The organism is Mesorhizobium sp. f-mel (genome assembly GCF_053850215.1).
In genome coordinates this window covers 197,289-223,369 of record NZ_JBSPTO010000002.1, presented here as the reverse complement: position 1 = coordinate 223,369, position 26,081 = coordinate 197,289, and the positions used below count along the sequence as shown (strand labels likewise).

Sequence of the window (26,081 nt, the reverse complement as noted above, 5' to 3'; positions counted from 1 at the left end):
GGCATGAGCCAGTCCTTGAGTGAACTCTCGACCTATCTCGGAGAGAAGCTGAACGGCCGGATCGGCGAGGCGGTGCTTGCCTATGGCGAACTCACCATCTCTGTCGAGCCGCACGATCTGATCGAGGTGATAACCTTCCTGCGCGACGATCAAAAATGCCAGTTCATTTCGATCATCGATGTGTGCGGCGCCGATTATCCGTCGCGGGCCAAGCGCTTCGACGTCGTATATCATCTGCTGTCGCCGAAGCAGAATGTTCGCATCCGGCTCAAGGTGCAGGCCGACGAAGAGACGATGGTGCCATCGATCACCGGTGTGTTTCCGGGCGCCGACTGGTTCGAACGCGAAACCTACGATCTCTATGGCGTGCTGTTTTCGGGCCATCCCGATCTCAGGCGGATTCTGACCGATTACGGCTTCGAGGGTCATCCGCTGCGCAAGGATTTTCCGCTGACCGGTTTCGTCGAGGTGCGCTACGACGACGAGGCCAAGCGGGTCATCTACGAGCCGGTGGAATTGAAGCAGGAATTCCGCAATTTCGATTTTCTGTCTCCGTGGGAAGGTACGGATTACGTGCTCCCGGGGGATGAGAAGGCAAAGCAGTAAATGGCTGAAACCTCCGTTCGCAACTTCAACATCAATTTCGGCCCGCAACATCCGGCGGCGCATGGCGTTTTGCGCCTCGTGCTGGAGCTTGATGGCGAAGTCGTAGATCGCGTCGATCCGCATATCGGGCTGTTGCATCGCGGCACTGAAAAGCTGATCGAAGCCAAAACCTATCTGCAGGCGGTGCCATATCTCGACCGGCTCGACTATTGCGCGCCGATGAACCAGGAGCATGCCTTCGCGCTTGCCGCCGAGCGACTTCTCGGCATCGAAGTGCCGAAGCGCGGACAGCTGATCCGCGTGCTTTATTGCGAGATCGGCCGCATCATGTCGCACATCCTCAATGTGACGACGCAGGCGATGGATGTCGGCGCGCTGACGCCGCCCTTGTGGGGCTTCGTTGAGCGCGAAAAACTCATGGTATTCTATGAGCGGGCCAGCGGTTCGCGCATGCATGCGGCTTATTTCCGGCCCGGCGGCGTCCACCAGGACCTGCCGCAGAAGCTGGTCGAGGATATCGGCAACTGGATCGACCCGTTCCTGAAATCGCTCGACGATCTTGACGCACTGCTGACCGGCAACCGCATCTTCAAACAGCGCAATGTCGACATCGGCACGGTCTCGCTGGCCGATGCCTGGGCGTGGGGCTTTTCCGGCGTCATGGTGCGCGGATCCGGCGTCGCCTGGGATCTGCGCAAGTCGCAGCCCTATGAATGTTATGCCGAGATGGATTTCGACATTCCAATCGGCAAGAACGGCGACTGCTTCGACCGTTACCTCGTGCGCATGGAAGAGATGCGCCAGTCGGCGAAGATCATGCGCCAGTGCGTCGACCTGCTGCTCGGCAAGGAAGGTGCGGGGCCGGTGTCAAACCTCGACGGCAAGGTGGTGCCGCCAAAGCGCGCGGCGATGAAGCGCTCAATGGAAGCGCTGATCCATCACTTCAAGCTCTACACCGAGGGCTACCGCGTGCCGGCGGGCGAGGTCTATGCGGCCGTTGAAGCGCCGAAGGGCGAGTTCGGCGTCTATATGGTCTCCGACGGCACCAACAAGCCCTATCGCTGCAAGCTGCGGGCGCCCGGTTTCGCGCATCTGCAGGCCATGGACTTTTTGTGCCGTGGCCACATGTTGGCCGACGTCACCGCCGTGTTGGGTTCACTCGATATCGTCTTCGGGGAGGTGGATCGGTGAAAGCACGCGGCGCTCTGCACGTTGCGACCGGCTTTGCAGCCGGTGTCGCCGGCATGGGAGCGCTTGCTGCTTGGGGCAGTTCGCCGCAGAACTATCTGGTGTCTTGCAGACCTGAGGGCACAAAAACTGAAGTCGTTTGTGGTATCGCCGCAAACGGCAGGTTGTGGAGCTTGTATTCGGGTTGGTATCTCCATGCCGATGCGGAATATCCAGATTGGAAGGTGGCACTTGGCACGGATTGTTCGGATCGGTACCGCGAATATCGCGATTACGTCGACACCGCTTGGGAAACGATCGGAAAACAAGTGAATTCCGACGTTTTGGCTAGCTCCGACCCTCGCTTTTATTTCGACTGCTACAGCAGAGTTCAAAACTAAATGTCAGTCCGCCGTCTCGCAGAAGCCAGCCTCCAGCCAGCCGCCTTCGCCTTCAACCGGGCGAATGCGGCAACGGCGAAGCAATGGATCAAGAAGTATCCGAAGGGCCGCGAGCAGTCGGCGATCATCCCGTTGCTGATGCTGGCGCAGGAGCAGGAAGGCTGGGTGACCAAGGCGGCGATCGAGACGATCTCCGATATGCTCGGCATGCCTTACATCCGTGGGCTGGAAGTCGCGACCTTCTACACGCAGTACCAGCTCAATCCGGTCGGCACCCGCGCGCATATCCAGGTTTGCGGCACCACGCCCTGCATGCTGCGCGGCTCGGAAGCGCTGATGGACGTGTGCCGCTCGAAGATCCATCACGACCAGTTCCACACCAACGACAAGGGTACGCTGTCGTGGGAGGAGGTCGAATGCCTTGGCGCCTGCGTCAACGCGCCGATGGTGATGATTTTCAAGGACACGTTCGAGGACCTGACGCCGGAGCGGCTTGCCGAGATCATCGATCTCTACGACGCCGGCAAGGGCGCCTCGGTGACGCCGGGCCCGCAGAACGGCCGCATCACCTCCGAGCCGATCACCGGCCTGACGACGCTGAAGAGCGAAAAGGCGATCCTGAAGACGACCCGCGACAGGGAAGCCAAGGCAGCCGCCAAGGCTGCCAGGGAGGCCGCGCCAGCGGCAATTGTCGCAACGCCGGCGGCTCCGGCCACACAGGTGCCGGCTCCCCCTGTCGCGCCATCGAAAGCCAGCAAGCCAAAGACCGATGCGCCCGAAACCAGCCCGGCGCTGAGATCGCCTTCCCCGACGAAGGTCGCACCAGAGACGGAAAAGGCGGCGAGCGTCGCCGCACCGCGGCATTCGGCGGCCAACGCCAACAAGGCCGCGCCGGAGGTCGAAAAGGTTTCGAAACAGCGCAGCGGTCCCAAGGCCAAGGCTGAGCCAGCGGCTGCGTTCAAGGCGCCGGAATTGAAGAATGCGCCGTTGGGCGCTGGCGGCAAGAAGGTAGCCGCCAAGCCGGCCAAGCCGTCGCTCATGGACAAGAATCGGCCCACCGGCAAGAAACCGGTCTGAGGAACGAACAATGCTTCAGGACAGAGACCGCATCTTCAACAACATCTACGGCCGCTTCGACAAGTCGCTGGCCGGCGCGATGGCGCGCGGCGCCTGGGACAACACGCCTGGCATCATCGCCAAGGGGCGCGACTGGATCGTCAACGAGATGAAGGCATCCGGCTTGCGCGGCCGCGGCGGCGCCGGCTTCCCGACCGGGCTGAAATGGTCGTTCATGCCCAAGCAGAGCGACGGGAGGCCGAGCTATCTCGTCGTCAATGCCGACGAATCCGAACCCGGCACGTGCAAGGACCGTGACATATTACGCCACGACCCGCACACGCTGGTCGAGGGCTGCCTGATCGCCGGCTTCGCCATGGGCGCGGTCGCCGCCTACATCTATGTGCGCGGCGAGTTCATCCGCGAGCGCGAGGCGCTGCAGCGCGCCATCGACGAGGCTTATGAGGCCAAGCTGATCGGCAAGAATAACACGTCCGGCTACGACTTCGACATCTACATGCACCATGGCGCCGGCGCCTATATCTGTGGCGAGGAAACGGCGCTGCTCGAAAGCCTCGAAGGCAAGAAGGGCCAGCCGCGGCTGAAGCCGCCATTTCCAGCCAATGTCGGCCTCTATGGCTGCCCGACGACGGTCAACAATGTCGAGTCGATCGCGGTGGCGCCGACCATTTTGCGCCGCGGCGCTGCTTGGTTCTCGTCCTTCGGCCGGCCCAACAATGTCGGCACCAAGCTCTTCTGCATCTCCGGCCACGTCAACAATCCGTGCACCGTCGAAGAGGCGATGTCGATCCCGTTCCGCGAGCTGATCGAGACGCATTGCGGCGGTATTCGCGGCGGCTGGGACAATCTGCTGGCGGTCATTCCGGGCGGCGCTTCGGTGCCGCTGGTGCCGGCGGAGCAGATCATCGACGCGCCGATGGATTTCGATGCGCTGCGCGACCTGAAATCGGGCCTCGGCACGGCGGCTGTCATCGTCATGGACAAGTCGACCGATATCGTGAAGGCGATCGCGCGGCTTTCCTACTTCTACAAGCACGAGAGCTGCGGCCAATGCACGCCGTGCCGCGAAGGCACCGGCTGGATGTGGCGGGTGATGGAGCGGCTGGTGCGCGGCGAGGCGCAGAAGCGTGAGATCGATATGCTGCTCGACGTGACCAAACAGGTCGAAGGCCACACGATCTGCGCGCTGGGCGACGCGGCGGCGTGGCCGATCCAGGGCCTGATGCGGCATTTCCGCGGCGAGGTGGAGCGGCGCATCGACGAGTTTTCGCGCAACGCGCACCGCGCAGAGCCGGTGATGGTTGCGGCGGAATAAACAAGAAAATACGGGCGAACGCCCAAATGAAATACGGGCAAACGCCCGATTTGAGGAAACAGGCCGGGGCATACGGAAGAAACGACCAGGAGACCACCTATGTCGCTGAATTCGAGACCCGATCATTTGATGCCAGATTTGGACCCGTTCGAGAAGATGAACCAGGACCTGACCAGGATGATGCCGAAGGAGATGGCCAGCGCCGTCAATCTCCTGGCGCACCCTGTCGCGGGTGCAGCGGCGCTGTCGGCGCTCGGCTTCGGGCTTGCCAATCATGCCTTTGGGGTGTGGATCGGCGTGCTCTCGGGCGCCGCCCAGGCCTCGCAGCGGCTTTTCCAGCCGATCGCCGACGATTTCGATGCCAGGGTCGAACGCTTTTCCGGGACAGGGACAAGCTCCTCGACCAAGGCGCGCGCGGCGACGAAAACCCTGATCGCCGATGCGCAGTCCTTCGCCAGGAACGTGAATGACATAGCGGCGAGCAGCATGGATAATACACGGAGCGTGGTGGATGCGGCTGCCGCGCCGACCGGGTTGATGCCCGAGGACTTCAAGCAGCCCAAGGCCATGGATCGTCCGGCAAATCCGGCCGACCTCAAGGCGATATCGGGGATCGGGCCGAAGCTGGAAGAGGTGCTGAACGGCTTGGGGATCTGGACCTACGGCCAGATCGCGGCATGGACGCCGGAAGAGATCGCCTGGGTCGACGATTATCTGTCATTCAAGGGCCGCATCGAGCGCGACGACTGGCTTGGCCAGGCGGCGGTGCTGGCCGCGGCCAAACATTGAATTCAATGCCGGGCGCGGTTTCGGTTGCGCCCCGGAAAGAAAGATTGCGGAATGTCCGCAGGGGTTTGAGACGACATGGCAAAGCTCAAGGTCGACGGGAAAGAGATTACTGTACCCGACCACTACACGCTGCTGCAGGCAGCCGAGGACGCCGGCGCGGAAGTGCCGCGCTTCTGCTTCCATGAGCGGCTGTCGATCGCCGGCAACTGCCGCATGTGCCTGATCGAGGTGAAGGGCGGTCCGCCCAAGCCGCAGGCGTCCTGCGCCATGGGCGTGCGCGACCTGCGCCCCGGACCGAATGGCGAAACGCCGGAAATTTTTACCAACACGCCGATGGTCAAGAAGGCCAGGGAAGGCGTGATGGAATTCCTGCTGATCAACCATCCGCTGGATTGCCCGATCTGCGACCAGGGCGGCGAGTGCGACCTGCAGGACCAGGCGATGGCATTCGGCGTCGATTCCTCGCGCTATCACGAGAACAAGCGGGCGGTCGAAGACAAGTATATCGGGCCGCTGGTCAAAACGATCATGAACCGCTGCATCCATTGCACGCGCTGCGTTCGCTTCACCACCGAAATTGCCGGTATTTCCGAGCTCGGCCTGATCGGCCGCGGCGAGGACGCCGAGATCACCACCTACCTAGAAAGCGCGATGACCTCAGAACTGCAGGGCAACGTCATCGACCTTTGCCCGGTCGGCGCGCTGACCTCCAAACCCTACGCCTTCCAGGCACGGCCGTGGGAGCTGACCAAGACCGAATCCATCGACGTGATGGATGCTGTCGGCTCGGCGATCCGCGTCGATTCCAGAGGCCGCGAAGTGATGCGCATCCTGCCGCGCACCAACGAGGCGGTGAACGAGGAGTGGATTTCCGACAAGACCCGCTTCATCTGGGACGGCCTGCGCACCCAGCGCCTCGACCGGCCATACGTCCGCAAGAACGGCAAGCTGGCCCCGGCAAGCTGGGCCGAGGCTTTCTCCGCGATCAAGGAAGCGGTGTCGAGCACTGCACCCGACAAGATCGGCGCCATTGCAGGTGATCTCGCCGCCGTCGAGGAGATCTATGCGCTGAAGCTGCTGATGGCCTCGCTCGGCTCGAAGAACACCGACTGCCGCCAAGACGGTGCCGCGCTCGATCCGTCGCTCGGCCGGGCAAGCTATATCTTTAACCCGACCATCGAGGGCATCGAGCAGGCCGACGCGGTGCTGATCATCGGCGCCAATCCGCGCTTCGAGGCGTCCTTGCTCAACGCCCGCATCCGGAAGCGCTGGCGGGTCGGCAACCTGCCGGTCGGCGTTATCGGCGATGTCGGCGACACGCGCTACGACTATGAGCAGCTCGGCGCCGGAACGGAATCCCTGAAGGATCTGGCCGACGGCAACGGCAAGTTCTTCCAGGTGCTGAAGAAAGCGACGCATCCGCTTGTTATCGTCGGCCAGGGTGCGCTGGCACGCTCGGATGGCGCGGCCGTGCTCGGCCAGGCGGCGAAGCTCGCCACCGCCGTCAATGCCGCGAGGGCCGACTGGAACGGGTTTGCCGTGATGCACACTGCGGCGGCGCGTGTCGGCGGGCTCGATGTCGGCTTCGTGCCGGGTGAGGGCGGCAAAAACGTCGCCGGAATGCTGGGCGATATGGACGTGCTGTTCCTGCTCGGCGCCGACGAGATCGACATGGCCAAGACCGGCGGCGCCTTCGTCGTTTATATCGGCACGCATGGCGATCAGGGCGCGCACCGCGCCAACGTTATCCTGCCGGGCGCCGCCTATACCGAAAAATCGGGCACCTACGTGAACACCGAGGGCCGCGTGCAGCAGACCAACCGTGCCGGCTTCGCGCCGGGCGATGCGCGCGAGGACTGGGCGATCCTGCGGGCGCTGTCGGATGTGCTGGGCAAGAAGCTGCCGTTCGATTCGCTGCCGCAGCTTCGCGCGAAACTCTATTCGGAATACCCGCATCTTGCCCGCATCGACCAGGTGGCGGCCGGCAACGTTGACGATGTCGCCAAAGTGGCGAAGCTTGGCGGGCGGCTGAACAAGGGCGCCTTCACCTCGCCGGTCAAGGATTTCTACCTGACCAACCCGATCGCGCGGGCTTCCGCCGTGATGGCGGAATGCTCGGCGCTGGCGAAAAACGGCTTCAGGCAGGCGGCGGAATAAGCATGGACACCTTCTTCTCCTTCTACGTGCTGCCGGCGCTGCTCATCCTGTTGAAGTCGGTCGTGCTGATCGTCGTGCTGTTGATCTTCGTCGCCTACATCCTGTACGCGGACCGCAAGATCTGGGCGGCGGTGCAGCTGCGCCGCGGCCCGAACGTCGTCGGTCCATGGGGCACGCTGCAGGCTTTCGCCGACCTTCTGAAGTTCGTGTTCAAGGAGCCGGTGATTCCGTCCGGCGCCAACAAGGGCGTTTTTCTGCTGGCGCCTTTGGTTTCGGCAGTGCTGGCGATCTCGGCCTGGGCGGTGATCCCGGTCAACGAGGGCTGGGCGATCGCCAACGTCAATGTCGGCATCCTCTATGTCTTCGCCATCTCCTCGCTCGAGGTCTATGGCGTGATCATGGGCGGCTGGGCGTCCAACTCGAAATATCCGTTCCTCGGCGCGCTGCGCTCGGCGGCGCAGATGGTGTCCTACGAGGTCTCGATCGGCTTCGTCATTGTCACCGTGCTGCTTTGCGTCGGCTCGCTCAACCTGTCCGACATCGTGCTGTCGCAGCAGGATGGGCTGGGCACGCGGGTTGGCCTGCCCAACACCTTCCTCGACTGGCATTGGCTGTCGCTGTTCCCGATGTTCGTCATCTTCTTCATCTCCGCGCTGGCCGAAACGAACCGCCCGCCTTTTGACCTTGTCGAAGCCGAATCGGAACTCGTCGCCGGCCATATGGTCGAATATTCGTCGACGCCGTTCCTGCTGTTCTTCCTCGGCGAGTATGTCGCCATCGTGCTGATGTGCGCGCTGGCCACCATCCTGTTCCTCGGCGGCTGGCTGCCGCCCTTCGACTTCGCTCCTTTCACCTGGGTGCCGGGTCTGATCTGGTTCGTGCTCAAGGTCTGCCTGGTGTTCTTCATGATCTCCATGGTGAAGGCCTTCGTGCCGCGCTACCGCTACGACCAGCTGATGCGGCTCGGCTGGAAGGTCTTCCTGCCGATCTCGCTGGCGATGGTGGTGATCGTCGCCGCGTTCCTCAAGATCACGGGGTTTGCGTGATGTCCGCTCTAGCCCAAGCCGCCAAGTCTCTGCTCTTGCAGGACTTCGTCAGCGCCTTCTTCCTGTCGATGCGCCAGTTCTTCGCGCCGAAGGAGACGATCAACTATCCGCACGAGAAGGGGCCGACCAGCCCGCGCTTCCGCGGCGAGCATGCGCTGCGCCGCTATCCGAACGGCGAGGAACGCTGCATCGCCTGCAAATTGTGCGAGGCGATCTGCCCGGCGCAGGCCATCACCATCGAGGCCGGCCCGCGCCGCAACGACGGCACGCGCCGCACGGTGCGTTACGATATCGATATGGTAAAGTGCATCTATTGCGGCTTCTGCCAGGAGGCCTGCCCGGTCGACGCCATCGTCGAGGGGCCGAATTTCGAATTCGCCACCGAGACGCGCGAGGAACTTTATTACGACAAGGACAAGCTGCTGGCCAATGGCGACCGCTGGGAGCGCGAACTGGCGCGCAACATCTCGCTGGATGCGCCGTATCGCTGACATTTGACGCATGGACGGGCGAGAGGCCTCGTTCAGGGGATGATCCCGAAAAGTTGCAGACTTTTCGGACAAAGATCATCCTCCGAAGTAAGAGAGTGGCGCATGTTTCTTTCGATCGGGTCTTTCAACCCGATCGGAACATGCGCTAGGAACACGCGGCTTCGGCACCGGAGGCGGAACGAAGCACACAACGGACAGGGCGAAAGCCGGTCCGACAGGAACCCCGGGGGAACCCATGCTAAATGGACTAGAGGCGGCCTTTTTCTACCTCTTCGCCTTTGTCGCGGTGGCGTCGGCGTTCATGGTCATTTCGGCGCGCAATCCCGTGCATTCGGTGCTGTTCCTGATCCTGACCTTCTTCAACGCTGCGGGCCTGTTCATGCTGACCGGCGCCGAGTTCCTGGCGATGATCCTGCTCGTCGTCTATGTCGGCGCGGTCATGGTGCTGTTCCTGTTCGTCGTCATGATGCTCGACGTCGATTTCGCCGAAATGAAGGAAGGCGCCCTGCAATATGCGCCGATCGGCGCGCTGGTCGGGCTGATCCTGGCGGCTGAGCTGATCGTGGTGCTCGGCGGCTATACGTTCGCGCCGCAACTGGCCGCGACGGTTTCGAAGCCCATTCCGGACCTTGCCGCGCGCTCGAACACGGCAGCGCTCGGCGACATCCTCTACACGGACTACCTCTACTATTTCCAGATTGCAGGGCTTGTGCTGCTGGTCGCCATGATCGGCGCTATCGTGCTGACGCTGCGCCACAAGCCGGGGATCAAGCGGCAGTCGATCTCAGCCCAGGTTGGCCGCACGCCGGCAACGGGAATGGAAATCCGCAAGGTCAAGACGGGCGAGGGAATCTGAGATGATCGTCGGCATCGCGCACTATCTGACCGTATCGGCGATCCTGTTCACGCTCGGCGTGTTCGGCATTTTTCTCAACCGCAGGAACATCATCGTCATCCTGATGTCGATCGAGCTGATCCTGCTCGCGGTCAACATCAATTTCGTCGCCTTCTCGGCAGCACTCGGCGATCTCGTCGGACAGGTGTTTGCGCTGTTCGTGCTGACGGTCGCAGCAGCTGAAGCGGCGATCGGCCTCGCCATTCTCGTCGTCTTCTTCCGCAACCGCGGTTCGATCGCGGTCGAAGACGTGAACATGATGAAGGGTTGACGGAAACCACCATGTATCAGGCCATCGTCTTCCTTCCTCTGCTCGGCTTCCTGATCGTCGGCCTGTTCGGCACGTCGCTCGGCGCCAAGGCGTCCGAATACATCACCTCCGGCTTCCTGGTGATATCAGCCGTGCTGTCGTGGCTCGCCTTCTTCGCCGTCGGTTTCGGCGAGGGCGAGGTGTTCACCGTGCCGGTGCTGCGCTGGATCCAGTCGGGCGGGTTAGAGGCCGCATGGGCGCTGCGCATCGATACGCTGACGGTGGTGATGCTGGTCGTGGTCAACACGGTGTCGGCGCTGGTCCACATCTACTCGATCGGCTACATGCATCACGACCCGAACCGGCCTCGCTTCTTCGCCTATCTGTCGCTGTTCACCTTCGCCATGCTGATGCTGGTGACCGCCGACAACCTCGTGCAGATGTTCTTCGGCTGGGAAGGCGTCGGTCTCGCCTCCTACCTGCTGATCGGCTTCTGGTACAAAAAGCCGTCGGCCAATGCCGCCGCGATCAAGGCCTTCGTCGTCAACCGCGTCGGCGATTTCGGCTTTGCGCTCGGCATCTTCGGTGTGTTCGTGCTGTTCGGCTCGGTCAATCTCGGCACCATATTTGCTAATGCCGCGACATTCATTCCGGCCGAAGGCGCCCCCGACGGCGCTGCTGTATTGACCTTCCTCGGCTATGCGCTCGACAAGCAGGCCGCGATGACCGTCGTCTGCCTGCTTTTGTTCATGGGCGCCATGGGCAAGTCGGCCCAGGTGCCGCTGCACACGTGGCTGCCGGACGCCATGGAAGGCCCGACGCCGGTCTCTGCGCTTATCCATGCCGCCACCATGGTGACCGCCGGCGTGTTCATGCTGGCGCGGCTGTCGCCGCTGTTCGAACTGTCGCATTCGGCGCTGATCGTGGTCACCTTCATCGGCGCCTTCACCGCCTTCTTCGCGGCGACCGTCGGCCTCGTCCAGAACGACATCAAACGCGTCATCGCCTATTCGACCTGCTCGCAGCTCGGCTATATGTTCGTAGCGCTCGGCGTCGGCGCCTATGGCGCGGCGATCTTCCATCTGTTCACGCATGCCTTCTTCAAGGCGCTGTTGTTCCTCGGCTCCGGCTCGGTGATCCACGCTGTCTCCGACGAACAGGACATGCGCAGGATGGGCGGCCTCAGGACGCTCATTCCGAAGACCTACTGGATGATGGTGATCGGCACGCTGGCGCTGACCGGCGTCGGCATTCCGGTGACGGTCATCGGCACCGCCGGCTTCTTCTCCAAGGACGCGATCATCGAAAGCGCCTTTGCCGCGCACAATCCGGTTGCCGGCCTTGCCTTCGTGCTGCTGGTCGTCGCCGCCTGCTTCACCAGCTTCTATTCCTGGCGGCTGATCTTCATGACCTTCCACGGCCAGCCGCGGGCGAGCCACGAGGTCATGCACCATGTCCATGAATCGCCGCCGGTCATGCTGGTGCCGCTGTACATCCTGGCGGCGGGCGCGCTGTTCGCCGGCGTGATCTTCCATGGCGCGTTCATCGGCGAGGGATATGCCGAGTTCTGGAAGGCGTCGCTGTTTACGCTCCCGGAAAACCACATCCTGCACGACATGCACGATGTGCCGTTATGGGTGAAGCTGGCGCCGTTTGTCGCCATGCTGATCGGCTTTGCGATTGCCTGGCAATTCTACATCCGCGCGCCGGAAATGCCGAAGAATTTGGCGGCGCAGCATCGCGGGCTCTACGCCTTCCTGCTCAACAAGTGGTATTTCGACGAACTTTACGACCTCCTGTTCGTGCGGCCGGCAAAACGCCTCGGCCACTTTCTGTGGAAGACCGGTGACGGCACTGTCATCGACGGGCTCGGTCCGGACGGCGTTTCGGCGCGCGTCGTCGATGTCACCAACCGGGTCGTCAAGCTGCAGACCGGCTACCTCTATCACTACGCCTTCGCCATGCTGATCGGCGTTGCCGCACTCGTCACCTGGATGATGCTCTGATGACCGCCTGGCCGATCCTCTCGCTGGTCACCTTCCTGCCGCTGGTTGGTGTGCTGTTCATTCTGCTGATCAATGACGACAGCGAGAATGCCCGCCGCAACATCCGCGCCATCGCGTTGTGGACGACGAGCATCACCTTCATCATCTCGCTGTTCATCTGGACCGGGTTCGACAATTCGGAGCCTGGCTTCCAGTTCGTCGAGAAGTTTGCCTGGCTGGATTCCGGCATCTCCTACCATATGGGCGTCGACGGCATCTCCATGCTGTTCGTCATCCTGACCACCTTCCTGATGCCGCTTTGCATCCTGGCTTCGTGGGAATCGATCGAGAAACGCGTCAAGGCCTACATGATCGCCTTCCTGCTGCTGGAGACGCTCATGATCGGTGTGTTCTGCGCGCTCGACATCGTTTTGTTCTATGTCTTCTTCGAAGCCGGCCTGATCCCGATGTTCATCATCATCGGCGTGTGGGGCGGCAAGCGGCGCGTCTACGCCTCGTTCAAGTTCTTCCTCTATACGCTGGCCGGCTCTGTGCTGATGCTGCTCGCTATCATGGCGATGTTCTTCCAGTCTGGCACCACCGACATCCCGACGCTCCTGACGCACAACTTCCCGGCCAACATGCAGACCTGGCTATGGCTCGCCTTCTTCGCCTCCTTCGCCGTGAAGATGCCGATGTGGCCGGTGCACACCTGGCTGCCGGACGCCCATGTCGAGGCACCGACGGCCGGCTCGGTGATCCTGGCCGCCATCCTGCTGAAGATGGGCGGATACGGCTTCCTGCGCTTTTCGCTGCCGATGTTTCCGATCGCCTCTGAGATGTTCGCGCCGCTGGTCTTCGCGCTGTCCGTCGTCGCCATCATCTACACCTCGCTGGTGGCGCTGATGCAGGAGGACATGAAGAAGCTGATCGCCTATTCGTCGGTCGCCCATATGGGCTTCGTCACCATGGGCATCTTCGCGATGAACCAGGAAGGCGTCCAGGGGGCAATCTTCCAGATGCTGTCGCACGGCCTCGTCTCCGGCGCGCTGTTCCTCTGTGTCGGCGTCATCTATGACCGCATGCACACGCGCGACATCGACGCCTATGGCGGGCTGGTCAACAACATGCCGAAATACGCCACCGTGTTCATGATCTTCACCATGGCCAATGTCGGCCTGCCAGGCACCAGCGGCTTCGTCGGCGAGTTCCTGACCATGCTCGGCGTGTTCCGGGTCAACACCTGGGTGGCGTTCTTCGCTGCCACCGGCGTCATCCTGTCGGCGGCCTATGCGCTCTGGCTCTATCGCCGGGTGATCTTCGGCGCACTGACCAAGGACAGCCTGAAAGGCCTGCTCGACCTGTCGACGCGCGAGAAGGTGATCATCTATCCGCTGGTGGTGCTGGTCATCTTCTTCGGCGTCTACCCGGCGCCGGTCTTCGATGCGACGGCCGAATCGGTCAAGGCGCTCGTCACCAATGTCACCGCATCCATCGACACCGCGCAGACCGCGGCGGCGAACTGACTGGGAGGTTTGCGAACCATGACGCCGGACCTTCTCTCCAGCCTGTCGCTCTCGACACCAGAGCTGATCCTCGCCATTGGCGCCCTGGCGCTCCTGATGCTCGGCGCCTATTCGCGCGCAAACACCACCACCACGGTGAGCGGCCTTGCCGTCGCCGTCCTGGTGATTGCCGGCGTCTGGACGATCTTTTCCACCGGGCAGGGCAATGCCTATGGCGAGGCCTTTGTCCAGGATCCCTTCGCCCGCTTCATGAAGGTGCTGGCGCTGATCGGGTCGGCGGTGACGCTGGTCATGTCGATGCGCTTCGCCAAGGCGGAGCATTTCGACAAGTTCGAATATCCGGTGCTGATCCTGCTGTGCACGCTCGGCATGATGCTGATGATCTCGGCTAACGGCATGATCGGGCTTTATCTCGGCCTCGAATTGCAGTCGCTGGCGATTTATGTGCTGGCGGCGATCAACCGGGACAATCTGCGCTCGACCGAGGCGGGGTTGAAATATTTCGTCCTCGGCGCGCTGTCGTCAGGCATGCTGCTTTACGGCATCAGCCTCGTCTACGGCTACACCGGCAACACCGGGTTCCAGGAGATCGCCACGGCGTTGGCCGGCGGCGAGCGGCAGCTTGGCCTCGTCTTTGGCCTGGTCTTCGTGCTGGCCGGCCTCGCCTTCAAGATATCGGCGGTGCCGTTCCACATGTGGACGCCCGACGTCTATGAGGGCGCGCCGACGCCGGTGACGGCCTTCCTCGCGGCGGCGCCGAAGATGGCGGCAATGGCGCTGATCGTGCGCGTCACAATGGGCGCGTTCAAGCCGATCGCCGCCGACTGGCAGCAGATCATCGTCTTCATCTCGATCGCTTCGATGGCGCTCGGCGCCTTCGCGGCCATCGGCCAGACCAACATCAAGCGGCTGATGGCCTATTCCTCGATCGGCCATATGGGCTACGCCCTGGTCGGTCTCGCCGCCAACAGCCAAGCCGGCGTGCGCGGCGTCGCCATCTACATGCTGATCTATCTGGTGATGACGCTCGGCACCTTCGCCTTCATCCTCGCCATGCGGCGCAAGGATGGCAATGTCGAACAGATCAGCGATCTCGCCGGCCTGTCGTCGACCAATCCGATCATGGCGACGATCCTCACCATCCTGATGTTCTCGCTGGCCGGCATCCCCCCGCTCGCCGGCTTCTGGGGGAAGTGGTACGTGTTCCTCGCCGCCATCAACGCCAACCTCTACGCGCTGGCGATCATCGGCGTGCTGGCCTCGGTGGTGGGCGCCTATTATTATCTACGCATCATCAAGATCATGTGGTTCGACGAACCGGTCGGCGGCTTCGTGCCGATGGCGACCGAACTTCGCGTCGTGCTCGGCGTCTGCGGCGCCTTCGTGCTGTTCTATGTGCTGATCGGCGGGCCGATCGGCACCTATGCCGAAGCCGCCGCCAAGACGTTTTTCTGACGGGATGGCATTTCGGCTGGCTCCAACAGCGGCCTCGGAAGGGTTCCGGCTCGAGGCACATGACACCGTCGGTTCCACTAATGCGCTGGCGCTGGACCATGCGCTGGCGGGAGATCCGGGCAAGCTCTGGGTCGTTTCAAAAAAACAGGAAAGCGGACGTGGCCGGCGCGGCCGGGTCTGGGCGACGCCCGAGGGCAATCTGGCGGCAACGCTGCTGGTGGTCACCAATGCCGAGCTTCGCTTGGCCGCGACACTCGGCTTCGTCGCCGGCCTGGCGCTGGCCGATGCGCTCGACGCCGTCGTGCCGAAGGGCAGGATCGCAATCGGCCTCGACGGCGGCAGCGATGGGAAGAACCGTTTCGAGCTGAAATGGCCCAACGATGTGCTCGCCTCCGGCGCCAAGCTTGCCGGCATCCTGCTGGAAACGGCCATACTCGAAGGCGATCGCTTCGCGGTGGCGGTGGGCATCGGCGTCAATGTTGTGGCTTATCCCGAAGATTTGCCTTATCCGGCGACATCGCTCAGCGCGCTGGGCGCTGCTTGCGATGCCGAGACGTTGTTTCTGGCGCTGTCGGATGCCTGGAGCGAGAATGCGCGGCTGTGGAATGATGGGCGTGGGCTTTCCGCCGTCAGGCGGCGCTGGCTGGCGCGCGCGGCAGGGCTTGGCGGGCAGGTTGCTGTCAGAATTGACGGTAATGTGGTGCGCGGCACGTTCGAGACCATTGACGAGGACTGCCGTTTCGTGATCCGCGACGATAAGGGTTCGGTTCTGACGATCGCCGCCGGCGACGTGCATTTCGGTGCGGTCGCGTCGGCCCAGGTTTGACGGGTCAGGTTTGACGGGCCCCAGTTTTGAAGGGCCTGGCTTGACCGCCAGGAAAGGAAAGATCATGGCGACAGCGGAAAACGCCGAACTCGTCTTCGTGCCGCTCGGCGGCGTCGGCGAGATCGGCATGAACTTCGCTCTCTATGGCTACGGCCCGGCCAATGCGCGCGAATGGATCGTTGTCGATGTCGGGGTCACCTTTCCCGATGCCAGCCTGCCTGGCGTCGACCTGGTGCTGCCCGACACGCGCTTCATCGAGGAGAACGTCGCCAATCTGCGCGGCATCATCATCACGCACGCGCATGAGGACCATTACGGCGCGCTGCTCGATACATGGCCGAAGCTCAAGGCGCCGGTCTGGATGACGCCGTTCGGGGCCGGATTGCTGGAAGCCAAGCGGCAGGGCGAGCAGGGCGCACCGAAGATCCCGGTGACGATCTACCGCGCCGGCGAAAAATTCAGTGTCGGCCCGTTCGAGATCGAGGCCATCCCTGTCGCGCATTCGATCCCCGAACCGATGTCGCTGGCGATCACCTCGCCGGCCGGCACCGTCATCCACACCGGCGACTGGAAGATCGATCCGGCGCCGACGATCGGGCCGATGACCGACGAGGCCCGCTTCCGCGCCTATGGCGACAACGGCGTGCTGGCGCTGATCTGCGATTCCACCAATGCGCTGCGGGAAGGGGAGTCGCCGTCGGAAGTGGCGGTGGGCGAGGGCCTCAAGGGCGTCATCCAGAGCGCTAAGGGCCGTGTCGCGGTCACCACTTTTTCCTCCAATGTCGGGCGCATCGTCTCCATTGCCAAGGCGGCACGCGACGCCGGCCGCCAGTGCCTGGTGCTCGGCCGCTCGCTGAAGCGCGTCATCGATGTTGCCGGCGAGCTCGGCTATATGGACGGGCTGCCCGAATTCATCGCCGAGGAGGATTTTGGGTTCATCCCGCGCGAAAACCTCGTCATCATCTGCACCGGCAGCCAGGGCGAGCCGCTTGCGGCATTGGCAAAACTGTCGCGCGAGGAGATGAAATCGGTGTCGCTGACAGCAGGCGACACGGTGGTGTTTTCCTCGCGCACTATTCCCGGCAACGAGAAGGGTATCCTCGAGATCAAGAACCGGCTGATCGATCTCGGCATCAAGATCATCGAGGACGGCGATGCGCTGGTGCACGTCTCCGGCCATCCGCGCCGCAGCGAATTGCGCAAGATGTATCAATGGGTGCGCCCGCAGATCGGCGTGCCGGTGCATGGCGAGGCGGCGCATCTTGTAGCGCAGGGGTCGCTGATGTCGGTGTCGGGCATCGGCCAGGTGGCGCAGGTCCGCGACGGCGACATGCTGCGGCTCTATCCCGGTGCGGCGACGATCATCGACCAGGTGCCATTCGGCCGTATCTACAAGGACGGCAGGCTGATCGGCACCGACCAGGCGATGGGCATTCGCGACCGGCGCAAGCTGTCCTTTGCCGGCCATGTTGCGGTCAATGTCGTGCTCGACGACAAGTATGAGCTCGCCGGCGATCCCGATCTGGTCGCCATCGGTGTCGCCGAGGCAGACGCCCGCGGCGAGAGCCTGGAAGACCTGATGATCGATGCGGCAATCGGCGCCGTGGACTCCATCCCCCGTCAGCGCCGAAGAGATCTCGACCTCGTGCAGGAGGCAGTGCGCCGCGCCGTCCGCGGCGCCGCCAATGAAGCGTGGGGCAAGAAGCCGCTGGTGACGGTGTTCGTCACAAGGTAAGGGAATAGGGGGGTAGGGCAGTACGGCAGTAGGGGGAGAAAGTAGTTTTTCCCTACTCCCATACTGCCCTATTGCCTTACTGCCCTGAGGAAAACCTATGCTCGGACGCCTGAACCATGTCGCGCTTGCTGTGCCGGATCTGGCCGCGGCGACAGCGGCCTATCGCGATACGCTCGGCGCTCAGGTGAGCCCGCCGCAGGCGTTGCCGGAGCATGGCGTGACGGTGGTGTTCGTCGATGTCGGCAACACCAAGATCGAATTGCTGGAGCCGCTCGGCGAGGATTCGCCGATCGCGGCATTCCTCGAGAAGAATCCCTCGGGCGGCATGCATCATGTCTGCTACGAGGTCGACGACATTCTTGCCGCGCGTGATCATCTCAAGGCCAGCGGCGCCCGCGTCCTTGGCGACGCCGACCCGAAGATCGGCGCGCATGGCAAGCCGGTGCTGTTCCTGCATCCCAAGGATTTCTTCGGCACGCTGGTCGAACTGGAGCAAGCATGAGCTGGGTTTCGTTTCTCGCCCTGTTCTTCATCACATGGTGGGTAGTGCTGTTCGCCATCCTGCCGTTCAGTCTGAGGACGCAGGACGAGGATGAGGACGTGACGCTGGGCACTGTACCCAGCGCGCCGCGCGGATCGCATATGCTGCGCGCCGTGCTGCGGACGACAATCGTCACGATGGTTCTTCTTGGCATGTTCTATGGCATTACGAGGGGGCTCGGCCTCGGCATCGACGACATCCCGCACATCGTGCCGGATTTTAGCCAGAGACCCAAAAATTAGACCGCCGGGCGCGGCTGGTCACATCTTGCATGCAAGCACCAATCCGGGCTGGAAGCCGATGCAGGTTCCGAACCCGCTGTGCTGGCGCTTGGTAAAGTGGTCTAGCAATTTGTCGTGCTAACCAGATGATTGCACAAAAAAAATGCAAGGCACGAGGCCTTGCAATTTAAACGCGTCCGATCTGTTTCCGGTGTCCGGCGGCAGCGAGTAACCGCGCCTAGATCGCATCCTCCCAAGACTTTGACCGCGTAGGAGGGCAGATTTCTTTCCGCCCTCTCGGTTATCGGGGCACATTAGACCAAGGCGGGTGAAAATGTCACGCAGAATTTTGCCTGGAAATAAGCAATCTCGTGCTGCAGTGCACAATAGTGTGGCAGGCGTTGCTTGCGAAACGACCAGCAAGGCGGATGCGGCGCTGCGGCGCCCTTTGCGACACCCGATGGGCGGGTTTCCATTCCGTCATGAAATGGCTATGAAGCCGGGGCAGGCAAGCCTGCGCTGCGCCGATTCCGGTGCGGCAATCCTCTCTCTTACGGACCAGTCCATGCGTTTGTCGCGCTATTTCCTGCCTATCCTTAAAGAAAATCCGCGCGAGGCCGAAATCGTCTCGCACCGGCTGATGCTACGCGCCGGCATGATCCGCCAGCAGGGGCAAGGCAGTTTTTCCTGGCTGCCGCTCGGCAAAAGGGTGCTGGACAAGGTCTGCCGGATCATTCGAGAGGAGCAGGACCGGGCCGGCACGCTCGAGATCCTGATGCCGACCATCCAGTTCGCCGAGCTGTGGCGCGAAAGCGGTCGCTATGACGACTATGGGAAGGAGATGTTGCGCATCAAGGACCGGCAAGACCGGGACATGCTCTACGGACCGACCAACGAGGAGGTGGTCACCGAGATTTTCCGCGCCTACGTGAAGTCCTATAAGGATCTGCCGCTCAATCTCTATCACATCCAGTGGAAATTCCGCGACGAGGTGCGGCCGCGCTTCGGCGTCATGCGCTCGCGCGAGTTTCTGATGAAGGACGCCTATTCCTTCGATCTTGACTTCGAAGGCGCCAAGGCGGCCTACAACAGGATGTTCGTGTCCTATCTCAGGACGTTCACGCGCATGGGGCTGCAGGCAATCCCGATGCGTGCCGACACTGGGCCGATCGGCGGCGACCTCAGCCACGAATTCATCATCCTGGCCGACACCGGCGAGAGCCAGGTTTATTGCCATCGCAACTATCTCGCGCTTGATGTGCCGGGTGCGGACACGGACTTCTCCAACGATGCCGAGATCGGCGAGATCGTCAAGACATGGACGACGCCCTATGCCGCGACCGACGAGATGCACGACGAGGCCGCGTGGGAGAAGGTTGCGACAAGCGACCGGGTCTCGGCGCGCGGCATCGAGGTCGGCCACATCTTCCATTTCGGCGACAAATATTCGAAGCCGATGGGCGCCAAGGTGACAGGGCCCGACGGCAAGGATCATTTTGCTTCCGGGGGTTCCTACGGCATCGGCCCGACGCGGCTGGTCGCGGCGATCATCGAGGCCAGCCACGACGACAACGGCATCATCTGGCCGGAGGCGGTGGCGCCTTTCGACGTCGGCCTGATCAACATGAAGGCCGGCGACGCCGAGTGCGACCGCGTCTGCGACGAACTCCATGCGGCGTTTGTCGCCGTCGGCAAGGACGTGCTCTACGACGACACCGATCAGCGGCCGGGCGGCAAGTTCGCCACCGCCGACCTGATCGGCCTGCCGTGGCAGGTGATCGTCGGGCCGCGCGGCGTGGCGGCCGGCGAGGTCGAAATCAAGAACCGCAGGACCGGCGAGCGCGAGACGCTGCCGATCGTGGACGCGAAGAAGCGCTTCGGTTTTGCCGCATGAGCGAAGCGGCAGCAGCGAAACCCCATGCCGCGGGACCTTTTTCCGTCTTCGAACGCATGGTCGCGTGGCGCTATCTGCGCTCGCGCCGCAAGGAGACGGTGATCTCCGTCATCGCCTCGATCTCGTTCCTCGGCATCATGCTGGGCGTCGCCACGCTGATCGTCGTGATGGCTGTCATGAACGGGTTTCGCGCCGAGCTCCTGACGCGCATCCTCGGCGTCAATGGCCATCTGATCGTGCAGCCGCTCGACATGCCGCTGGAGGACTATGCGCAGGTCGCCAGCCGCATCAACGGCGTGCCCGGCGTCCAGTACGCCATTCCGCTGATCGACGGGCAGGTGCTGGCGCAAGGCAATATCGGCGGCGGGTCAGGGGCGCTGGTTCGCGGCATACGCGGCGAGGATCTGGTTAAAATTTCGATCGTCGCCAACAATATCAAACAGGGCTCGATCGCCGGCTTCGACACAAGCGAGGGCGTCGCCATCGGCAGCCGAATGGCCGACAATCTCGGTCTTGTGCTCGGCGACACGATCACGCTGATCGCGCCCGACGGCGATGTCACGCCGCTCGGCACGACACCGCGCATGAAGGGCTACCCGATCACGGCGATCTTCGAAGTCGGCATGTCGGAATATGACAGCTCCATCGTCTATATGCCGTTTTCGGAAGCACAGCTCTATTTCAACATGGATGGCCGAGCTCAGGCGATCGAGATCTATGTCGACAATCCCGACAATGTCGACGCGCTGAAACCGAAGATCGAAGAGGCGTCGCAGCGGCCGATCACCATGGTCGATTGGCGAGAACGCAACAGGACATTCTTCGATGCGCTGCAAGTGGAGCGCAACGTCATGTTCATGATCTTGACGCTGATCGTGCTGGTGGCAGCGCTCAACATCATTTCGGGCCTGATCATGCTGGTAAAGGACAAGGGCCACGACATCGCCATCCTGCGCACCATGGGCGCCACCCGCGGCGCGATCCTGCGCATATTCCTGATGACGGGCGCGGCGATCGGCGTGGTGGGCACCATCGCCGGCGTGCTGCTCGGCGTTGTAATCTGCCTGAACGTCGAGCGAATCCGCCAGTTCTTCTCCTGGCTGGCCGGCGAGAGGCTGTTCAATCCCGAGCTCTATTTCCTGAGCCAGCTGCCTGCCCGCATGGATGCCAGCGAGACGATCTCGGTGATCCTGATGGCGCTGGTGCTGTCGTTCCTGGCGACGCTGTTTCCGGCATGGCGCGCGGCCAGGCTCGATCCGGTCGAAGCGCTGAGGTACGAATGATGGCCGAGGCCATTATCGAGCTGAAGAGCGTCGAGCGGCACTATGTCCAGGGGCCGCGCAAGCTCACCATCCTCAACGGCGCCGATTTTTCGCTGAAGCGCGGCGAGATCGTGGCGCTGGTGGCGCCGTCGGGAACCGGCAAATCGACGCTGTTGCACACCGCCGGACTGCTGGAGCGGCCGGACGCCGGCGACGTGATTCTGGCAGGCCGCGCCTGCGGGCGGCTTACCGACGACGAGCGCACGGCGATCCGCCGTAACGATGTCGGCTTCGTCTATCAGTTCCATCACCTGCTGCCGGAGTTCACGGCGCTGGAAAACATCATGATGCCGCAACTGATAAAAGGGCTGACGCGCAAGGAGGCTGCCGAGCGGTCGGCGCAACTGCTCGACTACATGCAGATCGGCAAGCGCGCGCAGCACCGCCCTTCCGAACTGTCCGGCGGCGAGCAGCAGCGCGTCGCCATTGCGCGCGCCGTCGCCAATGCGCCGCTGGTGCTGCTTGCCGACGAGCCGACCGGCAACCTCGATCCGGTCACCGCCTCCTATGTGTTCGAGGCACTGGGAGCGCTGGTCCGGCAGTCGGGCCTGGCGGCGCTGATCGCCACCCACAACCACGAGCTTGCCTCGCGCATGGACCGTCGCGTCACGCTGGCCGACGGCAAGGTTGTTCCGCTTTAGTGATCTCGCACAGCGCTCCCCTTGTCGACGGCTTCGCTGCGGTCGCAAATGTGCGCCGTGCTGGCGGCAGGCCTGACGCGTCGCTGTCCGCCGCCCGCGCCCGACCGGGGCTTAGCGCGAGCCATGCCGATCGCCGTAGAAGATTTCTGACGTCGCACCGATGATTTCCGCCCGTCTGTGTTGTCCTTATCAATGGGCGCGCCTGGATGGTCCAGCGGCCCGGATAGCAAGGTGGTCCATGAGATTGTTACAAGGTCGGAATGTCGTCGTCGTTTGAGGCAGCCGTGGTGTCGGCCGCTCGATCGCGGAAGCCGCCCTCAGCGAGAGAGCGACGGTCATGGCTGTCGCCCGCGGCGAGCCGGCGCTGGCGCAATTTGCCTGGGAAACTCCGGGCGTGAAGACGTTCGCGGTCGACGCAACCGTGGAGTCCGCCCCTGACGAGGTCTTTGCCGCGCTGGAGCCGGACGCCCTGGTGATCTGCGCGGGTGCCCTTGCCCCCTCGGCGCCCCTATATGAACAGAACTGGAAGGCGTTCTCCGCAAACTGGGAGACGGACGTCAAGGTATCGTTCCTGTTTTGCAAGGCGGCGCTCCGACGTCCGCTCAAACCGGGCGCCCGGATCATTCTGATCTCCAGTGGCGCAGCCTTGACCGGGGGGCCACCGAATTCCGGCGGCTATGCCGGCGCAAAACGCATGCAGATGTTCCTGGCCGGTCATAGCCAGAAGGAATCGGATCGGCTCGGCCTCGACCTGCGCTTCATGGCGCTTGCGCCTATGCGCATCATGCCAGGGACCGGCGTGGGCGACGCCGGCATCGAGAGCATTTCGGCCTATATGGGCATCCGGCCGATGGAGTTCATCGCGGGCATGCTCGACATGCAAACGCCGGCCGAAGTGGCACGTGCGGTGGTCGCACTCGCCACCCAAAAACCGCAAGGATGTTCCTTCGCAGTGAGCGGGAGCGGGCTTGCGCCGGCGGGCTGAGGCGCGCGTAATGCAAACCGGACTCAAAAAATGCGGATCCGCATGACAGACGCCCAGGCACCTCTCAAGCCGATACGCCAGCCGGGCCAGCCGATCCTGGATCGACTGGCCTTCGAGCAGTTCACGGCGGCCCATCGCCGGGAGCTTAAGCTCCATTGCTATCGCATGATGGGTTCGCTGCACGAGGCGGACGACCTCGTCCAGGACACGTTTCTGCGCGCCTGGCGTGCAAGGGCGGAGTTCGACGGACGGGGTTCGATTCGCGGTTGGCTCTACACGATCGCGACCAACTCTTGCCTCAACGCCCTCAAGGCCAGATCGAGGACGCGTCGCATTCTCCAGCAGCCGGGACGGCCGGCCTTCCACGGACGGGCCACAGACGGGCCTGCAGCCGAGGTCACCTGGTTGGAGCCTTACCCGGATGCGGAGCTGCCAGGCCTCACTGATGGTGAGCCGGGTCCGGAAGCGCGCTACGAGACTCGCGAAGCAGTCCAGCTCGCCTTCGTCGCCGCGATCCAGGACCTGCCACCCAGGCAGCGCGCCGCTCTACTGCTTTCCGACGTGCTGGGATGGTCGGCTGTCGAGACGGCGGGACTGCTGGGTGGATCGACAGCTTCGATCAACAGCGCATTGCAGCGGGCCCGCGCAACCCTCGCGGCGCGATATCCAGAGGGACGTCCCATGCAGCGATCGAAGCCCGGCCGGGAAGAAGGCCTGCTGCTCGAACGTTACATGCAGGCCTGGCAGTCCGCCAATCTCGACAGCCTGATCGAGCTGCTGCGGGAGGACGCCACCTATCGCATGCCGCCCTGGCGGGAATGGTATCAAGGACGCGCGGCGATCCGCGGTTTCCTCGAGACCATCTGGGGTAACTTTGCGGGCTTCCGCACCATGGCAACCGGTGCCAATGCCCAGCCGGCAGTCGGTGTCTATTCCCGCAGCCACAATGACCCTGCGTGGCGAGCCCATTCCCTGCATGTGATCGAGCCCGCAGACGGCGGAATCGCGGCTCTGACGGTCTATGTGCCGCCGCTCGGCCCGAAATTGTTTCCGGCCTTCGGCCTGCCGCCGGCCTAGCGTCTACATATGTTTAGAAGGCCTAGACCTCACATTCCCCAACGGGCCGACCGCGAGCCGCATTTTTCGGCAGGCGGTCACGGTGGGCTCTCAACGTTTCCTTAACCTTGCCGAACTGAGCGCCGGAATTGCGCGGCGCTCGGATTACGGGCCGTTGACATTTGAACAAAATTAGAACAAAATACGAACATACTGAAAACAGGAGAGCGTTATGACCGGTCTTGTTCAGGATGTCGTGTCACTGGTGTGCATGAGCACGTTTCTCATTTCCATGGCGATCTGGATCGGAGCGATGTGAGGCAGCGCTGAAGACGTGGCTCAAACGCTGACGTTCTTCACGGGGTGGGGGCAGCCGTCGGAGCTCGGTGGTTCAGCGCTGCTTTGTCAGCCGGCCTTGCGGGCCGCTTCGACAAGCAAAGGTGCCGCGGGTCCGAAGATGTCCTCGAAGGCGGATTTCAGCGCGAGATCGAGGTCGGCCATCGCCAAGGGAAGGCCGAGGTCGACTAGGCTGGTGACGCCGTGATCCTGCACGCCGCACGGCACGATGCCGCTAAAGTGGCTGAGATCCGGCTCGACATTGATGGCGATGCCGTGAAAGCTCACCCAGCGCCTCAGCCTGATGCCGATGGCGGCGATCTTGTCCTCGGCCGGCGAGCCGTCGGGTCGGACCGGGCGATCCGGCCGCACCACCCAGACGCCGACGCGGTCCTCGCGCCGTTCGCCGCGCACGTTGAAGGTGGCGAGCGTGCCGATGATCCATTGTTCGAGCGCCGCGACGAAGGCGCGGACATCCTCGCGCCGCCGCTTCAGGTCAAGCATCACATAAGCGACGCGCTGGCCTGGCCCATGATAGGTGTATTCGCCGCCGCGCCCGGCCGCGAATACCGGAAAACGGTCCGGCTCGATCAGGTCATCGATGCGGGCGCTGGTGCCAGCGGTGTAGAGCGGCGGGTGCTCCACCAGCCAGACCATCTCGCCGGCGGCGCCGCTTCGGATCGCTTCGGCACGCGCCTCCATGACGGCAAGCGCATCCGGATAGGCGGTGAGGCCGGGTTCGATCCGCCATTCGACCGGTGCCGAACCGGGCAGGGGCAGGAACGACGTGGCGATCTGGCTGCGTTCTGTCATGGCGTGTCTCGTGTCGCCTCACATATGGCGGCAATCGGCTGAAACGTCCAGTTCCGGGCGCGTTCCACCCCTTTGGGGCGTTATGCCGAATCCCGGGCAATTATTGCGCGACGCGCCCTTGTTTCGCCGGAAACGATTTGCTACACGCCGCGAGCCGGTTCGTTTCGGCTCCTACCACGTGCGGTCGTGGCGGAATTGGTAGACGCGCAGCGTTGAGGTCGCTGTGGGGCAACCCGTGGAAGTTCGAGTCTTCTCGACCGCACCAGCTTTATCCAATAAGCTGTTATTTTATTACGCAATTTTCTGTTTCACTACAGCTCTTCCCAAGTCTGTTTGTGCAAGCTGAAACACTGTGCGAACCTGCGGCTGGTTGGGCGCGGAATGCCGCGCGCTAAGCGCATGGTTGAGCCGTCATCAAATGCCAGCTGCTTCAAAGAACCGAACCGTGTCGCGAAGCGGGCCATTGGGAATCCTCGGCAAAAAATGCGCTTTTCACGCAAGCTCACGCGGCTATCTATTGATGTGATGCGCGGCAAATAGTCCGCTGGTTG

The 26,081-nt window shown here is 62.8% G+C and carries 23 protein-coding genes, 1 tRNA gene and 1 pseudogene; 24 read left to right on the top strand and 1 reads right to left on the bottom strand.

The annotated features are described in order from the left end of the window. The first annotated feature begins 3 nt into the window (after positions 1–3). The 23 genes and pseudogenes from ACWUKX_RS05115 (at position 4) to ACWUKX_RS05005 (ending at position 24,402) form a co-directional block, all read left to right on the top strand. Positions 4–606, top strand: a complete 603-nt coding sequence (locus ACWUKX_RS05115) for an NADH-quinone oxidoreductase subunit C (RefSeq protein ID WP_095518580.1) — start codon at positions 4–6, stop codon at positions 604–606. Continuing rightward, positions 607–1,797 carry an NADH-quinone oxidoreductase subunit D gene (locus tag ACWUKX_RS05110; protein WP_456004506.1) on the top strand — a complete coding sequence of 397 codons (1,191 nt, stop codon included), beginning with the start codon at positions 607–609 and terminating at the stop codon, positions 1,795–1,797. Continuing rightward, positions 1,794–2,174, top strand: coding sequence for a hypothetical protein (locus tag ACWUKX_RS05105; protein ID WP_456004503.1), 381 nt, complete (start codon positions 1,794–1,796; stop codon positions 2,172–2,174). The genes ACWUKX_RS05110 and ACWUKX_RS05105 overlap by 4 nt, the downstream gene beginning before the upstream one ends. Further along, a complete protein-coding gene (gene nuoE / locus ACWUKX_RS05100; RefSeq protein WP_456004501.1) occupies positions 2,175–3,251 on the top strand; it encodes an NADH-quinone oxidoreductase subunit NuoE in 1,077 nt (358 codons plus the stop codon). A gap of 10 nt (positions 3,252–3,261) precedes the next feature. After that, on the top strand, positions 3,262–4,566 hold the full coding sequence (nuoF, locus tag ACWUKX_RS05095; RefSeq protein WP_095518577.1) for an NADH-quinone oxidoreductase subunit NuoF: 1,305 nt from the start codon (positions 3,262–3,264) through the stop codon (positions 4,564–4,566). 99 nt (positions 4,567–4,665) lie between these two features. After that, on the top strand, positions 4,666–5,355 hold the full coding sequence (locus ACWUKX_RS05090) for an NADH-ubiquinone dehydrogenase (protein ID WP_456004498.1): 690 nt from the start codon (positions 4,666–4,668) through the stop codon (positions 5,353–5,355). Between the two features lie 75 nt (positions 5,356–5,430). Continuing rightward, entirely contained in the window at positions 5,431–7,512 is a 2,082-nt protein-coding gene (gene nuoG, locus ACWUKX_RS05085) for an NADH-quinone oxidoreductase subunit NuoG (RefSeq protein ID WP_455841365.1), read from the top strand. Between the two features lie 2 nt (positions 7,513–7,514). Next, on the top strand, positions 7,515–8,558 hold the full coding sequence (gene nuoH, locus ACWUKX_RS05080; RefSeq protein WP_023798860.1) for an NADH-quinone oxidoreductase subunit NuoH: 1,044 nt from the start codon (positions 7,515–7,517) through the stop codon (positions 8,556–8,558). Beyond that, positions 8,558–9,049, top strand: a complete 492-nt coding sequence (gene nuoI / locus ACWUKX_RS05075) for an NADH-quinone oxidoreductase subunit NuoI (protein WP_023798861.1) — start codon at positions 8,558–8,560, stop codon at positions 9,047–9,049. The genes nuoH and nuoI overlap by 1 nt, the downstream gene beginning before the upstream one ends. 235 nt (positions 9,050–9,284) lie before the next feature. Beyond that, positions 9,285–9,905 (top strand): NADH-quinone oxidoreductase subunit J, encoded by a 621-nt coding sequence (locus ACWUKX_RS05070; RefSeq protein ID WP_029352049.1) that lies wholly within the window; start codon positions 9,285–9,287, stop codon positions 9,903–9,905. A gap of 1 nt (position 9,906) precedes the next feature. Then, positions 9,907–10,215: an NADH-quinone oxidoreductase subunit NuoK gene (gene nuoK / locus ACWUKX_RS05065; protein ID WP_029352048.1), complete on the top strand. Its 309-nt coding sequence runs from the start codon at positions 9,907–9,909 to the stop codon at positions 10,213–10,215. A gap of 11 nt (positions 10,216–10,226) precedes the next feature. Next, the gene (gene nuoL, locus ACWUKX_RS05060; protein ID WP_456004494.1) at positions 10,227–12,200 is read left to right on the top strand and encodes an NADH-quinone oxidoreductase subunit L; all 1,974 of its coding nucleotides are present in this window, start codon (positions 10,227–10,229) and stop codon (positions 12,198–12,200) included. Beyond that, complete coding sequence (locus ACWUKX_RS05055) at positions 12,200–13,705, top strand: NADH-quinone oxidoreductase subunit M (protein ID WP_287335928.1); 1,506 nt, start codon at positions 12,200–12,202, stop codon at positions 13,703–13,705. Before nuoL ends, ACWUKX_RS05055 begins: the two co-directional genes overlap by 1 nt. 18 nt (positions 13,706–13,723) lie before the next feature. Beyond that, positions 13,724–15,160, top strand: a complete 1,437-nt coding sequence (nuoN, locus tag ACWUKX_RS05050) for an NADH-quinone oxidoreductase subunit NuoN (protein ID WP_456004491.1) — start codon at positions 13,724–13,726, stop codon at positions 15,158–15,160. A 4-nt stretch (positions 15,161–15,164) separates the two neighbouring features. Further along, positions 15,165–15,986 (top strand): biotin--[acetyl-CoA-carboxylase] ligase, encoded by an 822-nt coding sequence (locus ACWUKX_RS05045; protein WP_456004489.1) that lies wholly within the window; start codon positions 15,165–15,167, stop codon positions 15,984–15,986. 64 nt (positions 15,987–16,050) lie between these two features. Beyond that, positions 16,051–17,721, top strand: coding sequence for a ribonuclease J (locus ACWUKX_RS05040; protein WP_456004486.1), 1,671 nt, complete (start codon positions 16,051–16,053; stop codon positions 17,719–17,721). 97 nt (positions 17,722–17,818) lie between these two features. Continuing rightward, the gene (gene mce / locus ACWUKX_RS05035) at positions 17,819–18,223 is read left to right on the top strand and encodes a methylmalonyl-CoA epimerase (protein WP_029352037.1); all 405 of its coding nucleotides are present in this window, start codon (positions 17,819–17,821) and stop codon (positions 18,221–18,223) included. Further along, entirely contained in the window at positions 18,220–18,504 is a 285-nt protein-coding gene (locus tag ACWUKX_RS05030; protein WP_456004484.1) for a DUF1467 family protein, read from the top strand. Before mce ends, ACWUKX_RS05030 begins: the two co-directional genes overlap by 4 nt. Before the next feature lie 544 nt (positions 18,505–19,048). Beyond that, positions 19,049–20,377, top strand: a complete 1,329-nt coding sequence (proS, locus tag ACWUKX_RS05025; RefSeq protein ID WP_456004481.1) for a proline--tRNA ligase — start codon at positions 19,049–19,051, stop codon at positions 20,375–20,377. Beyond that, on the top strand, positions 20,374–21,660 hold the full coding sequence (locus ACWUKX_RS05020) for a lipoprotein-releasing ABC transporter permease subunit (protein WP_456004478.1): 1,287 nt from the start codon (positions 20,374–20,376) through the stop codon (positions 21,658–21,660). The genes proS and ACWUKX_RS05020 overlap by 4 nt, the downstream gene beginning before the upstream one ends. Then, positions 21,657–22,340 carry an ABC transporter ATP-binding protein gene (locus ACWUKX_RS05015; protein ID WP_456004475.1) on the top strand — a complete coding sequence of 228 codons (684 nt, stop codon included), beginning with the start codon at positions 21,657–21,659 and terminating at the stop codon, positions 22,338–22,340. Before ACWUKX_RS05020 ends, ACWUKX_RS05015 begins: the two co-directional genes overlap by 4 nt. 289 nt (positions 22,341–22,629) lie before the next feature. Then, a pseudogene (locus ACWUKX_RS05010) lies at positions 22,630–23,325 on the top strand (SDR family oxidoreductase); the annotation flags it as partial. A 42-nt stretch (positions 23,326–23,367) separates the two neighbouring features. Continuing rightward, positions 23,368–24,402 carry an RNA polymerase subunit sigma-70 gene (locus ACWUKX_RS05005; protein ID WP_456004473.1) on the top strand — a complete coding sequence of 345 codons (1,035 nt, stop codon included), beginning with the start codon at positions 23,368–23,370 and terminating at the stop codon, positions 24,400–24,402. 384 nt (positions 24,403–24,786) lie between these two features. On the opposite strand, the gene lipB is transcribed toward ACWUKX_RS05005, so the two are convergent. Next, a complete protein-coding gene (gene lipB, locus ACWUKX_RS05000; protein ID WP_065012293.1) occupies positions 24,787–25,530 on the bottom strand; it encodes a lipoyl(octanoyl) transferase LipB in 744 nt (247 codons plus the stop codon). Between the two features lie 180 nt (positions 25,531–25,710). Here lipB and ACWUKX_RS04995 point away from each other — a divergent pair. Next, positions 25,711–25,795 (top strand) — tRNA-Leu (locus ACWUKX_RS04995). Positions 25,796–26,081: the final 286 nt, after the last annotated feature.